This window comes from Tenacibaculum sp. MEBiC06402, from assembly GCF_049239625.1.
Taxonomy (GTDB): Bacteria; Bacteroidota; Bacteroidia; order Flavobacteriales; family Flavobacteriaceae; genus Polaribacter.
The window spans coordinates 48,442-63,627 of the sequence record NZ_JBMKKT010000100.1 but is presented as its reverse complement, the minus strand read 5'-3'; the positions used below and the strand labels follow the sequence as shown (position 1 = coordinate 63,627).

13 protein-coding genes are annotated in these 15,186 nt (G+C 33.6%); 1 reads left to right on the top strand and 12 read right to left on the bottom strand.

The window, feature by feature from the left end:
- Genes ACOSP6_RS12790 through ruvB form a run of 5 tightly spaced genes read right to left on the bottom strand, consistent with a single transcriptional unit; the run spans nt 1 to nt 4,824 of the window.
- Nucleotides 1–267 (bottom strand): heavy-metal-associated domain-containing protein, encoded by a 267-nt coding sequence (locus tag ACOSP6_RS12790; RefSeq protein WP_422094298.1) that lies wholly within the window; start codon nt 265–267, stop codon nt 1–3.
- Nucleotides 264–644: a rhodanese-like domain-containing protein gene (locus tag ACOSP6_RS12785; RefSeq protein WP_422094297.1), complete on the bottom strand. Its 381-nt coding sequence runs from the start codon at nt 642–644 to the stop codon at nt 264–266. Before ACOSP6_RS12785 ends, ACOSP6_RS12790 begins: the two co-directional genes overlap by 4 nt.
- A 16-nt stretch (nt 645–660) precedes the next feature.
- The gene (locus ACOSP6_RS12780; RefSeq protein WP_422094296.1) at nt 661–2,061 is read right to left on the bottom strand and encodes an MBL fold metallo-hydrolase; all 1,401 of its coding nucleotides are present in this window, start codon (nt 2,059–2,061) and stop codon (nt 661–663) included.
- 12 nt (nt 2,062–2,073) lie between these two features.
- Nucleotides 2,074–3,801, bottom strand: a complete 1,728-nt coding sequence (locus ACOSP6_RS12775) for a SulP family inorganic anion transporter (protein ID WP_422094295.1) — start codon at nt 3,799–3,801, stop codon at nt 2,074–2,076.
- Nucleotides 3,802–4,824 (bottom strand): Holliday junction branch migration DNA helicase RuvB, encoded by a 1,023-nt coding sequence (gene ruvB, locus ACOSP6_RS12770; RefSeq protein WP_422094294.1) that lies wholly within the window; start codon nt 4,822–4,824, stop codon nt 3,802–3,804.
- 133 nt (nt 4,825–4,957) lie between these two features.
- Here ruvB and ACOSP6_RS12765 point away from each other — a divergent pair, with 133 nt between their 5' ends.
- Nucleotides 4,958–7,648 (top strand): GEVED domain-containing protein, encoded by a 2,691-nt coding sequence (locus tag ACOSP6_RS12765; protein WP_422094293.1) that lies wholly within the window; start codon nt 4,958–4,960, stop codon nt 7,646–7,648.
- A 47-nt stretch (nt 7,649–7,695) separates the two neighbouring features.
- On the opposite strand, the gene ACOSP6_RS12760 is transcribed toward ACOSP6_RS12765, so the two are convergent.
- The 7 genes from ACOSP6_RS12760 to nrfD form a co-directional block, all read right to left on the bottom strand.
- Nucleotides 7,696–8,046: a hypothetical protein gene (locus ACOSP6_RS12760; RefSeq protein WP_422094292.1), complete on the bottom strand. Its 351-nt coding sequence runs from the start codon at nt 8,044–8,046 to the stop codon at nt 7,696–7,698.
- Nucleotides 8,047–8,130: 84 nt separating this feature from the next.
- Nucleotides 8,131–9,909, bottom strand: a complete 1,779-nt coding sequence (locus ACOSP6_RS12755; protein ID WP_422094291.1) for a cytochrome c oxidase subunit I — start codon at nt 9,907–9,909, stop codon at nt 8,131–8,133.
- Nucleotides 9,910–9,948: 39 nt separating this feature from the next.
- Nucleotides 9,949–10,962, bottom strand: a complete 1,014-nt coding sequence (locus ACOSP6_RS12750; RefSeq protein WP_422094290.1) for a cytochrome c oxidase subunit II — start codon at nt 10,960–10,962, stop codon at nt 9,949–9,951.
- A 30-nt stretch (nt 10,963–10,992) separates the two neighbouring features.
- Nucleotides 10,993–12,684, bottom strand: a complete 1,692-nt coding sequence (locus ACOSP6_RS12745) for a quinol:cytochrome C oxidoreductase (protein ID WP_422094289.1) — start codon at nt 12,682–12,684, stop codon at nt 10,993–10,995.
- A 22-nt stretch (nt 12,685–12,706) separates the two neighbouring features.
- Nucleotides 12,707–13,255, bottom strand: coding sequence for a c-type cytochrome (locus ACOSP6_RS12740; protein ID WP_422094288.1), 549 nt, complete (start codon nt 13,253–13,255; stop codon nt 12,707–12,709).
- Nucleotides 13,256–13,264: 9 nt separating this feature from the next.
- A complete protein-coding gene (locus ACOSP6_RS12735; protein WP_422094287.1) occupies nt 13,265–13,792 on the bottom strand; it encodes a DUF3341 domain-containing protein in 528 nt (175 codons plus the stop codon).
- A complete protein-coding gene (gene nrfD / locus ACOSP6_RS12730) occupies nt 13,782–15,182 on the bottom strand; it encodes an NrfD/PsrC family molybdoenzyme membrane anchor subunit (protein WP_100923660.1) in 1,401 nt (466 codons plus the stop codon). Before nrfD ends, ACOSP6_RS12735 begins: the two co-directional genes overlap by 11 nt.
- Nucleotides 15,183–15,186 lie beyond the last annotated feature (4 nt).

Below are 15,186 nucleotides of genomic sequence, written 5' to 3'. Positions count from 1 at the left end.
TTATGATTTTATTCGTCCAACTGCACAACTTACAAAAGACTTTGCCTTATGAAGCAAATTATTCTCATCTCCAACTTCTGGATACCCCAGTTTCGATAATTTGTCTTTTACTTTTTCTACTAAAGTATCTGGAGCGTGAAATAAAACTTTTGAATCCTCAACATTGACATTAATATTATCTACTCCTTTAATCTCTGACAATCCATTTTTTATTGTGTTAGCACAACCTCCACATTTTAGATTCTCTATATTAATTTCTCTTATCATTCTATTTTATTTTTCTTAATCCACTCCTTATATCCTCCTTTGACATTATATACATCAAATCCATTTTTAACCAAAACAGAAGCTGCTATTTTACTTCTGCCTCCAGAACGACAATAAACGTAAACTGGTTGCTTTTTATCTAAAACTTCGATAACTCTAGATTCAAAATTATTTGAAATTAAATTGACCTGAACAGCATCGAAAATAATTCCATTTTTAGCTTCAGAGGAAGTTCTAACATCTAATAATTGGATGTTTTTATCCTGTTGTAATATTACTTTTAAATCATCCACGGTTATATTTTTAACTCTTGAATCACTTTTGACACAAGATGTTATAACCGTAATTAACAATAGACTTAAAAGTAGCTTCTTCATAATTTCTTATGCTATTTTAAGAAGATAAACAAACCGGATTAGTTCTTTCAATATTAGTTTCACGAATCGCTGCAAACCCTCCAGCTACATCAATAACATTGTGAAATCCTTTAGCTTTAAGAATAGATGCTGCAATAACAGATCTATACCCTCCTGCACAATGAATAAAGAATTTTTTATCTTGAGGGAATACACTAATATAATCATTTAAATAATCAAGTGGTGTATTTTTCACACCTTTTATGTGCTCATTATCATATTCTCCAGGCTTTCTTACATCAAAAACAATAGCGCCATTTTGTATATTCTCTTCTAATTTTTTCGCCGAAATTGATGTTAATGTATCTATGGTTTCATTGGCTTTTTGCCAAGCTTGAAAACCTCCTTCTAAATAACCAATTACATTATCAAAACCAACTCTAGCTAATCTCGTGATCGTTTCTTCTTCTCTACCTTCTGGAGTAATTAAAATAATTGGTTGATGAATATCTTTTATTAACGCACCTACCCAAGGAGCGAAAGTTCCATTTAATCCAATAAACATAGAATTTGGCACAAAACCTTTTATAAAATCAGATTGATGACGGACATCTAATATTAATGCTTCGTACTTATCTTTCTTTTCAATAAACTGCTCAACTGTTAAAGATTTCGTCCCTTTTTCAAGAATAGTATCTATTGATTCATATCCTTCCTTATTTAATTTTACATTTAAAGGAAAATAGTCAGGTGGAGGCAATAAACCATCTGTTACTTCTTTTACAAACTCATCTCGACTCATGTTTGCTCGTAAAGCATAATTTGTCTTCTTTTGATTTCCTATGGTACTAACGGTTTCATTACTTAAATGTTTACCACATGCAGAACCAGCTCCGTGTGCTGGATATACGATAACATCGTCGTTTAAAACCATAATTTTATTTCGAAGACTATCATATAAATAGCCTGCAAGATCTTCCATTGTTAGATTTCCTTTTTGAGCTAAATCAGGTCTTCCGACATCACCAATAAACAATGTATCTCCACTAAAAATAGCATAATCTTTTCCTGATTCATCTTTCAATAAGTACACCGTACTTTCCATTGTATGACCTGGAGTGTGCAATGCCACAATTTCAAGATCTCCAACAAAAAATGATTCGTTATCTTTTGCTATGTAAGCATCAAAATTTGTTGAAGCCGTTGGACCGTATACTATTTTCGCACCTGTTTTTTCCGCTAAAGTAATATGACCACTAACGAAATCAGCATGAAAATGTGTTTCAAAAATGTATTTAATTTTAGCATCGTCTTTAATAGCTTTATCTATATACGGCTGCACTTCTCTTAATGGATCAATAATAGCCGCTTCACCTTTACTTTCAATATAGTAAGCTCCTTGTGATAAACATTTCGTATAAATTTGCTCTATCTTCATTTTCTTTATTTTTTATCTATACGCTTGATGTATGTATTGTGCGTATTTTTTCTGATTTTGATTATCTCCTGTTTTATAAAATAGTACAGCCCAATTAGCACGCATAAAAAAGTGATCGATACTAATTAAATCTAACATTCCTGCCTTAAATAAAGCATCTCTTACTGGGCCTTTAATTCCTGCGAAATAAAATAATATTCCTTTTCTCTGATAAAATATAATTTGCTGTTTCAGCATTTCAACTCCAGTACTATCCACTCTATTAATACTTTCTCCGTCCAAAACAATTAACTTTAACTGCTCTCCTTTTTGATTGACCATTGTCTCCAATTCTTCTCTAAAATAATTAGAGTTGGCATAAAACAATTGCGCATCAAAACGAAATACTAAAACATCATCTTCTATAATAACTTCTTTAAAGCGATTTTTATTTCGATAAAAGTCGGAATCTGGAACTTTACCCAATTCAACAACATTCGGTCGTGATGTTCTAAAGATTAACACAACTAAAGACACACCTACTCCAATTAAAATACCTAACTCTACTCCAAGAAATAAAGTAGCACAAAATGTAACTAACAACAACCAAAAATCTAAATTATTAGCTCTCCAAAGAAACCTAGCCTCTTTTATATTCACCAATCTAAAAACAGCTACTATAATTATTGCTGCTAGAACTGATTTAGGTAAAAAATAAAACACAGGTGTTAAATATAATAGAGTAAGTACAACTAGTGCCGCCGATACAAAAGCAGCTACTCCAGTTTTAGCCCCAGCATCAAAATTAATTGCTGATCTGGAGAAACTAGAAGTCGATGGATATGCTTTAAAAAAGGATCCAAAAATATTACTTAAACCCAAAGCAATTAGCTCCTGATTTGAATCTACTTTGTACTCATCTTGTTGAGACTCTAAATATTTACCAATCGATATAGTTTCTAAATAACCAACCATAACTAATGTAAATGCCATTGGTAATAACTCTCTTATCAATCCAAAGTTAAATTCAGGAATGACGAAACCAGGCAAACCAGAAGGAATCTCTTCAACTATTGCTACCTCCGAGAAAAAATCTCTAAACAAAAACATTGTTAGTATTCCTAAAACAACAACAATTAGAGAATTTGGTATTTTTTTATTAATCTTTCTAAGCGCAATAATTATAATGCTTGTTGTCAATCCAATAATCGTTGTTTTTGTATCAAACTCTAATATTCTAGATAACATGTCATCTAAAAGAATGTGTACTTGATCACTCTGTAAAAAATCAACCCCAAAAAAATTCTTAAATTGATTCAAACCAATTGTTATAGCCAAAGCTGAAGTGAATCCTGTAATTACCGGTTTCGATAAAAAATTGACAATAAAGCCTAATCGAAAAACCCCCATTAAAAACTGAATACTTCCGACTAAAAAAGCTAGAAAAATAGCTATTGCTATATAACTTTCTGATCCGATAAGCGCAATTGTTGATATACTTGAAGCAACAATTAATGAATCTGTTGCTACTGGACCTATGGCTACATGTCGAGATGATCCAAAAATAGCATAAACAACTTGTGGAATTAGAGCTGAGTACAAGCCATATATAGGAGGCAAACCAGCAATCAACGCATATGCAATACCCTGAGGAATTAAAACTGTTGCTACAGTTATTCCCGCAATAATATCACTGCTTAGTTGGTCCTTTTTATAATTTGGTAACCATTCAAATATAGGTATGATTTTGTTTAACTTCACCTAAAACAATTCTCCTTGACTACTTCCTTTTATTTTACCTAAATGTTTATAAGCTAAATCTGTAACTTCTCTTCCTCTTGGAGTTCGCATAATAAATCCTTCTTGAATTAAAAAAGGTTCATAAACTTCTTCAATGGTTTCTGCATTCTCTCCAACAGCTGTAGCTAAAGTTGTAATACCAACAGGTCCTCCTTTAAACTTGTCTATAATCGTAACCAGAATTTTATTATCCATCTCATCTAACCCGTGGGCATCAACATTAAGTGCTTTTAAAGCATATTGTGCTATTCCCAATGTGATATTACCATCACCTTTAATTTGAGCAAAATCACGAACTCTTCTAAGTAATGCGTTCGCTATTCGAGGGGTTCCCCTACTTCTTCCAGCTATTTCAATAGCTGCTTCCATTGAAATAGGAACTCCTAAAATCATTGCACTTCGTTGAATTATAGTAGTTAATAATTCTGTAGAATAATAGTGTAAGCGACTACTAATTCCGAAACGCGCTCTCATAGGAGCTGTAAGTAAACCTGATCTTGTAGTAGCACCAACAAGTGTAAACGGTTCAAGGTTAATCTGAACAGTTCTAGCGTTTGGGCCAGATTCTATCATTATATCAATTTTGTAGTCTTCCATGGCAGAATATAAATACTCCTCCACAACTGGACTTAAACGATGAATCTCATCAATGAACAAAACATCTCTCTCTTCCAGATTTGTAAGTAAGCCTGCTAAATCTCCAGGTTTATCTAAAACCGGACCAGAAGTAACTTTAATTCCAACTCCTAACTCATTAGCCAAAATATTAGCCAAAGTAGTTTTTCCTAAACCAGGTGGCCCATGAAACAATGCATGATCAAGAGCTTCATCGCGTTGATTTGCCGCTTCAACAAATATCTTCAAGTTCTCAATTGCCTGTTCCTGTCCGGTAAAATCATCAAAGGACAGTGGACGTAGCTTTTTTTCTACATCCATTTCCTCATTCGAATAATTTGTATTTTCAGGATTCAAATGCTCATTCATATATGCAAATATACTTTAAAACGGATTGTAAGTCTGTAATAAATGTTACTTTAAAAATATCCATTAAAATTAATTCATCCTTATTAATTAAGCTCAATCAGTTATATTTGCTCAATAAATTCCTCATAATAAAATGAACTCTATAATTAAAAGATTATTGTTATTAGCAAATCTTTGTCTACTTTCTACAATTTACGGACAAAATAAGATTTCTAATCAATCACAAAAGGCTGTTTGGAAGGGAACTCTAAATTACAAATTTGTTCCTAGTATTAACCAACAGATAAAAAACAAAACTTTCATCCCTGCGTCTATAAATAAAGATAATTTTTATGGAAAGGATAAGCGAACAAAAGGGAATAATGTAGTTCCCGGAAAAGGTTTACCTAAAGGCCTAGATCCATTATTAAGCACTCAAAAAAGCTCTATTGGCAAGCGAATTAAATCTACTAGTTTAACTTTCGAAACTACAAATAGTGCTGCTACACCTTCAGATCCAACCGGAGCTGTTGGACGAGATTATTATATAGCCTCTTGGAATACTGCCTTTCGTATCTTTAATAAAGATGGTACTCCGGCTACACCTGCAGCCAGTTTAACTACTTTATTTCCAGGAACACCAAATGGAGATCCAATTGTGCTGTATGATGCACAAGCAGACCGCTATATTGTAACTGAGTTTGAAAACAATCCTAACGGATTTCACGTTGCTATCTCTCAAACTAACGATCCTGTGAATGGAGGTTGGCACGTTTATAGTGCGAATGGGTTTCAAACGGGTACATTTCCTGATTATACTAAATTCTCGATTTGGTCGGACGGATATTATGTAACTGCAAATATTAGCGCATCTGACACAGATGGAAATACTAGAAATGGACAAGTTTGGGCTTTGGAAAGAGATAAAATGTTAGTAGGTGATATTTCAGCAAGCATTCAAGCTTTTTCTCTTACTGGTATAGAGACAAACGGTTTTTACAGTCCACAAGCGTTTAACGTGACTGACGGAAATTTACCTGCTAGAGGTAATGCTACTATTGTATATATGCAAGACGATGCATGGTCAAATGTCAATTCAGATCACTTAAAACTATGGACAATTAATGTCGATTGGAACAATTCTTTCAATTCAACTATCTCCGCTCCTACTCAAATTACTACCGCGCCTTTTACTGGTGTCTTTGATGGAGGTGGATTTGCAAACCTTCCACAACCAACAGGTCCAAATATTGACGCTATGCAAGCTACAATTATGAATCAAGCTCAATTCAGAAAATTTGCAACTCATAATTCGGTAGTATTTAATTTCGTTGTAAATACAGATGCTAATGGAAAATTAGCTGGAATAAGATGGTACGAATTAAGACAAACGGGCGATGGACAACCTTGGTCAATTTATCAAGAAGGAACTTATGTAGCTCCGGATGGAAGACATGCCTTTGGAGCAAGTATGGCTATGGATGGAGAAGGAAATATCGGAATGGGATACTCATCTGTCAGTGCTACTGAAAGTATTTCTTTGAGATATTCTGGGAGATTTAAAGACGATCCTTTAAATACAATGACAGCTTTAGAGGAATTAATCGTTCAAAGCAATACTGACAATACAAATACAAGATACGCTGATTATTCTCATTTAACAGTTGACCCTTCAAATGATGCTGATTTCTGGTTTGTAAGTGAGTATTTTAATAATGGTGCAAGAAGTAATATGGTTGGCGTATTTCAGTTAACTGACCCTCCAAATAATGATGTTGGCGTTGTTAGTATTGATAACCCAATTAATGGTGTTTTATCAAATTCTGAAGATATTACCGTAACTATAAAAAATTTCGGTAAAGATAATCAATCTAATTTCCCAGTAAGTTATACAATTGATGGTGGTACTGCAGTAACGGAAACCTATACTGGAACTTTGGGGCAAGGAGCAACTAATACATTTACTTTTTCTGTGAAAGCTAATCTTTCTACAACTAATCAAGTTTATACTATTGAAGCCTTTACAAATTTAACTAATGATGCTAATACATCTAATGATAACTTTTCTACGCAAGTTACTAATGCTTTCTCTATATGTACTCCTGAAGCACTGGGCTGTGGAGTTGACGGTATTAAAAGGTTTATTTTAGAGGATATTGATGCGGATGATGGTAATGATGGTTGTAATTCAACAGGAAGTGTTGTTGGTTATGTAGATAGAAGAGATTTATCAACTGATTTAGATAGATCGTTTTCTTCACCTTATATCTTGAGAGCTCAGCATAATTGGACTGATAACCCAACAGGTGAAAGTTTATCAGTTTGGATAGATTTTAATGATAACGGAGAATTTGAAAACACTGAGCAATTAGTCGTTGGCGAATCATTTTCAGTTGCTAATTCTCTTCAAAACTTTGATTTAAATATTCCACTAACTGCGCCTTTAGGCTCACATGTTCTAAGAGTTAAAGCAATAGATACAACTGCTAGTGGTGATATAAATAATCCATGCTCTGATTATGGTTTTGGAGAAGTTCATGATTATACAGTTAATATCGTAGATACTACATTAAGCACTAACGATATTATTTTGGAAAATTCAGAGATTAAGGTGCTTACGCTTCCTAATAAATTATTTGAAATTGAATTAACAACGAAGTATCAAGATATTTTAAGTTTCAGAGTTTACGATATTCTAGGTAAACAAATTATATATAATAATATTTCAAAAGAAGGTAATAAGTATAAATATTCGTTAGATATGTCTTATACGAACCCAGGAGTATATTTTGTTCGTATGGGAACAAAAAGAGCTTTTAAAACAGTAAAGTTAGTAGTTAAATAATGACTTATCTTTATAACTAACGTATATTCATAAAAAAAGAGATGTTTTTATTCATCTCTTTTTTTTATATCTATAACTTTTACTGGCCTAGCTTGTTCACACCTATTCATCATTCTTGTAGAACTAAACTTAAACCATATCTTCTGTTCATTTTGATAGTTATCAGGATTAATTTCAAGTGGATCTAAGAGCTCTTTTGAACCTTCAAGTTTAACTATTAAAGCACACCCAGAATTATTGCTATTATTGGTTATTATTGCTTTTACATAACCACTACTAGTAAAATACTCTGGAGTTTCATTTGTTTGTTTGCTGTCTGTAACCTTTTTACTTGAATTACAGCTAAAAAAACAAATGCTTAATGATAATGCCAGGGTAAGGTGTTTAAGTTGATTCATATATCTAAAATTAATCTAAACGGAATATAGGCAAAAAAAAACCTTTCATTTCGATGAAAGGTTTTTTATTTTATATAAACATTTTTAAGATGGTTCTTCTCCGTCTTTTAATGGTGTAGTTTGTAAAACAAAATCTTGTCCATGAATATAATTCCCATTATCATCTGTTTTACTATAGTCGTATGCCCAACGGTGAACTTCAGGAATTTTCCCTGGCCAGTTTCCGTGAATATGCTCAACTGGAGTTGTCCACTCTAATGTATTAGAATTCCATGGGTTTTGACTAGCTTTTGGTCCTCTATACATAGAGATAAAGAAGTTTGCTAAGAAAATTAACTGAGCCAATCCTCCAATAATCGCCATTACCGTCATGAATACATTAATGTCTGCTAAATCATCAAACATTGGGAAATACGTATTTGTATAGTAACGACGTGGTAAACCAGCTAATCCAATGAAGTGCATTGGGAAAAATACTCCGTATGCAGAAATAATAGTTAACCAGAAGTGCCAGTATCCCATTACCTTATTCATCATTCTTCCATACATTTTTGGATACCAGTGATAAATACCAGCAAACATACCAAACAATGCAGATACTCCCATTACTAAGTGGAAGTGAGCCACTACGAAATACGTATCGTGAATATTAATATCTAATGCAGAATCTCCTAATACTAATCCTGTTAAACCACCAGTTACGAATGTAGATACTAATCCGATAGAGAATAACATTGCAGGATTTAATTGTAAATTACCTTTCCATAATGTAGTAACATAGTTAAATGCTTTTACAGCTGATGGAATTGCAATTAAAACCGTAGTGAATGTAAATACAGATCCTAAGAATGGATTCATTCCTGAAACGAACATATGGTGACCCCATACAATTGTTGATAAGAATGCAATACCTAAAATAGAACCAATCATTGCGCGGTAACCGAAGATAGGCTTTCTTGAATTTGTTGATATTACTTCCGAAGAAATACCTAATGCAGGTAATAAAATAATATATACCTCAGGGTGACCTAAGAACCAGAATAAGTGTTCAAATAATACTGGTGATCCACCTTGATAATGTAATACCTCTCCAGAGATAAATATATCTGATAAATAGAACGACGTTCCAAAACTTCTATCGAAAATTAATAATAATGCTGCCGATAATAATACAGGGAAAGATATAACCCCAATAATAGCAGTTACAAAAAATGCCCACATTGTTAAAGGTAATCTTGTCATCTTCATACCTTTCGTACGCAGGTTTAAAACAGTAACAATATAATTTAATGATCCTATTAACGAAGACGCAATGAAAATTGCCATTGACACTAACCATAAAGTCATTCCCATACCTGAACCTGGAATTGCCTGTGGTAATGCTGATAATGGAGGGTAAATAGTCCATCCTGCAGAAGCTGGTCCTGCTTCAACAAATAATGAAACAACCATTACTACTGAAGACAAAAAGAATAACCAATATGAAATCATGTTTAAGAAACCTGACGCCATATCTCTTGCTCCAATTTGTAATGGAATTAATAAGTTAGAAAATGTACCACTTAAACCTGCAGTAAGTACAAAGAATACCATAATAGTACCGTGAATAGTAACTAATGCTAGGTACGTGTCTGGATTCATGATTCCATCAGTTTGCTGATGACTACCTAAAAAAGCTTCTATAATAGAAAATGATTTCTCAGGCCAAGCAATCTGCAAACGGAATAACATTGACATGAATACACCAATAATTCCCATGAACATTCCTGTAATCAAAAACTGCTTAGAAATCATTTTATGGTCAGTACTAAAAATGTACTTAGTTACAAATGTTTCTTTATGATGGTGATGTTCTGCTGACATAATTTAATTTATATATCTTATTAAAATTATTTAAAAATCTTACTTAATTACTTGAGCCAAAGTTTTTTGCTCTCCTAACCACTTTTTGTAGTCTTCTTCTTCTACAACAGTAATTTTCATTTGCATATTGTAGTGAGATGCTCCACAAATCTTATTACATAATAATAAGTAATCAAACACATAAGGGTCTTCACCTTTAGCTTGACGAATTTTATTTATTCCCTTTGCTTTAGCAATTACCTCAGGATTCTGACGCATTTCTTCAGTCGTAAACTTAGGTGTAAAAGAAAATTGAGTTACCATACCTGGAACACAGTTCATTTGAGCCCTGAAGTGAGGCATGTAAGCCGAGTGCAATACATCCTGAGAACGGAACTTAAACAACACTTTCTTTCCTTTTGGTAAATATAATTCAGTTACCTGCTTATCATCTTGAGACTTAGGATCTGACATATCAACACCCATTGTATTTTGTTTATTGATATTAATGAAGTTAACATTTCCTAAACCTAATTCATTATCAGCACCTGCATAACGAGCGTCCCATCTAAATTGCTGAGAATAAACCTCAATTACAATTGGGTTTTCGTCATCTCCAACATACATAATATTGTTCCACTGCCATAAACCGTATCCAATTAATAAAACGATTGTAATCGCAGGAATTACTGTCCATATTAATTCTAACTTATGACTGTCTGCAAAGAATAAAGCCTTCTTGTCTTTATTTCCTCTATACTTATAAGTAAAAAAGAAAATTAAAAACTGCATGATAAACTGAACAATACCAATCAAAACGAATGTAATATTGAAAAGAGTATCATCATGTTCTCCTTCAATAGAAGCACTTTCTGGTAACATGATAACATTCATTGCTAATAAGCAATAAATCATCATTGCATATAAGAAGACCATAAAACCTAAAGCAATTTTACCTTGCTTATTATTGTCATCATCTGTTGCAATTACGTTACGTAAATTCATTACGCGCGTTATCTGCCAAAAACTTACTCCTAGTGCTACTGCAATGAAAATATAAAATAGAGCTAGCATATCTATATACTTATTTTTTTATTCTTAATATTAATGATGAGCGTTGTTATCCTCTCCTCTGTGTTCAATGATATAATAATGGTGCGTTTCACTTTCATGTAAGAAAGGATTTCCTTTTGCCACAGGATCTGCTTTTGAAAAAGCAGTAAAAGTAGCGAAAATGAATAATCCTAAGAAAAACAAGAAAGCACTGATTTCACCGATTCCGAATCCCCATTGACCTCCAACAGTTCCAGGCATAATCATAACGAATAAATCTACATAGTGACCTACTAATATGAATAATCCACCAATTACTAAAATCCAAGGCACAGTTTTGAAATCACTGTTAATTAATAATAGGATTGGGAAAATGAAGTTTAAAGCTAACATTCCAATAAATGGAACGATGTATTCTTTAAAACGTAATGCATAATAAACCGTTTCTTCTGGCATATCTGCATACCAAATTAACATGAATTGTGCGAACCATAAATATGTCCAGAATACAGAAAATCCAAACATAAATTTAGCTAAATCATGAATATGGCTATCATTCACCATTGGTAAATGTCCTTTTGCTCTTAAGTATAATGTTACTAAACAAATTACTGTTAATGCAGAAACTAAGAAAGTAGCTAAAACATACCATCCGAATAATGTAGAGAACCAGTGAGGGTCGATTCCCATAATCCAGTCCCAAGACATCATACTTTCAGTAATCATAAATACAACTACGAAACCTACTGATAAGTTGTAAAGATTCTTGTGTAATTTTAAATCACCATTATCTTGTTCGATAGACTTCTTTCTAATGATAAAACGGAATCCATTCCAAACTAATAAGTAAAAAATACTTCTCATTACCCAACCTGGAACATTCATAAACCATTTTTTTCCATCAACGATTGGATCATAGTTTTCGTGACCTAAAGTAAATGTACCCTCTGCCATCCAAGGAAATAAATGATTATAGTGCATTACAGTTAGTATAATAAATAATAACATCGCTACACTCACATAATGTATGTTAGCAGTAATAGCTTCCATTACTCTAAATAACGCAATTGACCATCCAGCCTGCGCAACTCTTTGAGCTGCATAAAATGCAAAAACTAATAATGTAATTCCTAAGAAAAATAATAACGATACATATACGGCAGACCATGGTCTGTTTTGCATTTGGTGAAATGCATGCTCTGCATGATGATCACCGTGGTGTCCAGCATCAGCTCCATGATGCCCTTCTCCATGAGTAGGATTTGCATGAGCTTTTTCAGTAACATGACCATTTAAACTATCTGTTAAACGAGTATCTTCCGCGTAATCTGGAGATTCATGTTTATCATCATGATGTGCAACATTAGTTGAATCTTTGTGATTATCATCTTTTGCAACACTATCAGTCTTAACTGTTGTATCATGGTGTAATGAGTCTTTAGATGCTTCAGTAGAATGAGTATCTTCTTTATGCTCTTCTGAAGAAACATGAGCTTTATTAGACTCATCTTTGTGCTCATTAGCATGATTGTCTTCCTTTTTATGACCAGCATCTGCATGATGAGTATCACCTCCATGAGATGCTCCATGTCCACCATGATGAGACGCTTCCTGAGCTGCTAAAATCTCTTTTGCTTCTTCTAATGAACTAGGAGTGTTCATGAAACTAATTACAGTTCCTAACAAACCTACAGCCATTAAAACAATAGCAACCATTTTTAATTTTCCTGAAAACTGGTACATATCTTAACTATCTATTATAGACTTATTTTTTTAATTCGCTTCTTAATTTCTCTACATACTGAACAACTTGCCAACGCTCTTTGTACGTAAGTTGACCTGAGTGCGACCCCATCATATTCTTACCATACATTAAAACGTGGTAAATGCTTCCTTCAGTGATGTCTCTGTCTTTGTAATTAGGAATACCTAAAAACTTCTCTCTCTCCATTAAAATTCCGTTACCATCACCTTTTTTACCATGACAAACAGCACAGTAAATTCCATACATTTTCTTACCATTTTCTAAATTTTCTTCAGTTTTAGATAATGGATTTTTTAATTCAGCCTTGGCTTTTTCATATCCTGCATTTGTATCAGGAATATCATAAGCTACTATTCCATTTCTACTAACAGTTCCTGCAACAGGTAATCTATTTACAGGGACTTCTCCTGCCGAAGAAACTCCGTTAGCATCATATGGTACAGACACATACATGTCCGGCATATATTGTACTTGTGGTTTACGTTTATTATTACATGAAGCAAATACTGTAACAATAACTAAAGCAATAACTATTTTTATACTCTTCATATCTGTCTATTAGTGCTTATCTACTACTTTAATTTCTACTGCTCCTGTTGACTCTAATAAAGATGTTAAAGCTTCTTCATTATCATGAACTGGAATCTCCATTAAAAAATGATCATCAGTAGTTCTTGGATCTGGATTTTCTGCTTCTTTGAATGGCCATATTCTACTTCTCATGTAGAATGTAATTACCATTAAGTGAGCTGCAAAAAATACTGTTAATTCAAATAAAATTGGAACGAAAGCAGGCATATTTTCATACCATGTAAAACTAGGCTTTCCTCCGATATCTTGTGGCCAATCTGCAATCATTGTATACCATGTTAGCCAAATTGCAATTGACGTACCTGTAATTCCGTATAAGAATGCAGTAATTGCTAAACGAGTTGGAGCTAAACCTAAAGCTTTATCTAACCCGTGAACTGGGAAAGGAGTATATACTTCTTCAATATGATGATGTTCTCCTCTTACTTTCTTAACGGCATCCATTAAGATATCATCATCATTGTATAATGCGTGAATTACTTTATTAGTGCTCATTGTTCTCGTCTCTTTGTTTTTTATAATTCTCTCCTGAAGATTTTAAAATCGTCTTAATCTCTGCTGTTGGAATCACTGGGAATGTTCTAGCGTATAATAAGAATAATACGAAGAAGAAACCAATAGTTCCGATGAAGATACCTACATCAACAAATGTTGGCTCAAATCTCCACCAAGTAGAAGGTAATTGACCCTTACTTAATACGATTGCGATGATATCAAAACGCTCAAACCACATTCCGATGTTAATTGCAATAGAAACTAAGAAAGAAACAACGAAACTCCTTCTAAACTTCTTAATCCATAAGATTTGAGGAATGATAATATTGAATATCATTAATGACCAGAAAGCCCATCCATAAGCACCTGCCTCAGCACCAAATGATAAATACGTATAGTTTTCATAAGGAGAACCCGTATACCATGCGATGAAGAATTCAGTAGCATATGCAACAGCTACAATACCTCCTGTTAAAATAATTACGATATTCATATACTCGATGTGTAAACGAGTGATATAAGCTTCCATGTTAGTTACCTTACGCATGATACCTAATAAGGTTTGTACCATTGCGAATCCTGAGAAGATTGCTCCAGCAACGAAGTAAGGTGGGAAAATTGTCGAGTGCCATCCTGGGTTTACAGAAGTAGCGAAGTCAAACGATACAATTGTGTGAACTGAAAGTACTAATGGAGTTGCTAAACCAGCTAATACTAAAGAAACTTCTTCAAAACGTTGCCAATCTTTTGCTCTACCTGACCATCCGAAAGATAATAAAGCATATATCTTCTTTTGGAAAGGCTTCACAGCTCTATCACGAATTGTAGCAAAATCAGGCAATAAACCAGTCCACCAGAACACTAATGATACCGATAAATACGTAGAAATTGCGAATACATCCCATAATAATGGCGAGTTAAAGTTAACCCATAATGATCCGAATTGGTTTGGAATTGGTAATACCCAGTATCCGTTCCATGGACGTCCCATGTGAATAATTGGGAATAATCCCGCTTGGAATACGGCAAAGATTGTCATTGCCTCCGCAGAACGGTTAATTGCCATTCTCCATTTTTGACGGAATAATAATAACACGGCTGAGATTAATGTACCTGCGTGACCGATACCTACCCACCAAACGAAGTTGGTAATATCCCAAGCCCATCCAATGTTTTTACTTAATCCCCAAACACCAATACCTGTTCCTACTGTGTAGAAGATACATCCAAATCCCCATAACATCGCTGCTAAAGAAATGTAGAATGCAACATACCAGTGTTTGTTAGCTTTTCCTTCTATTGGTCTTGCTATATCTTCTGTAATATCATGGTAACTCTTATCACCAAGTATTAAAGGTTCTCTATAAGACGATTCGTAATGACCCGACATAATC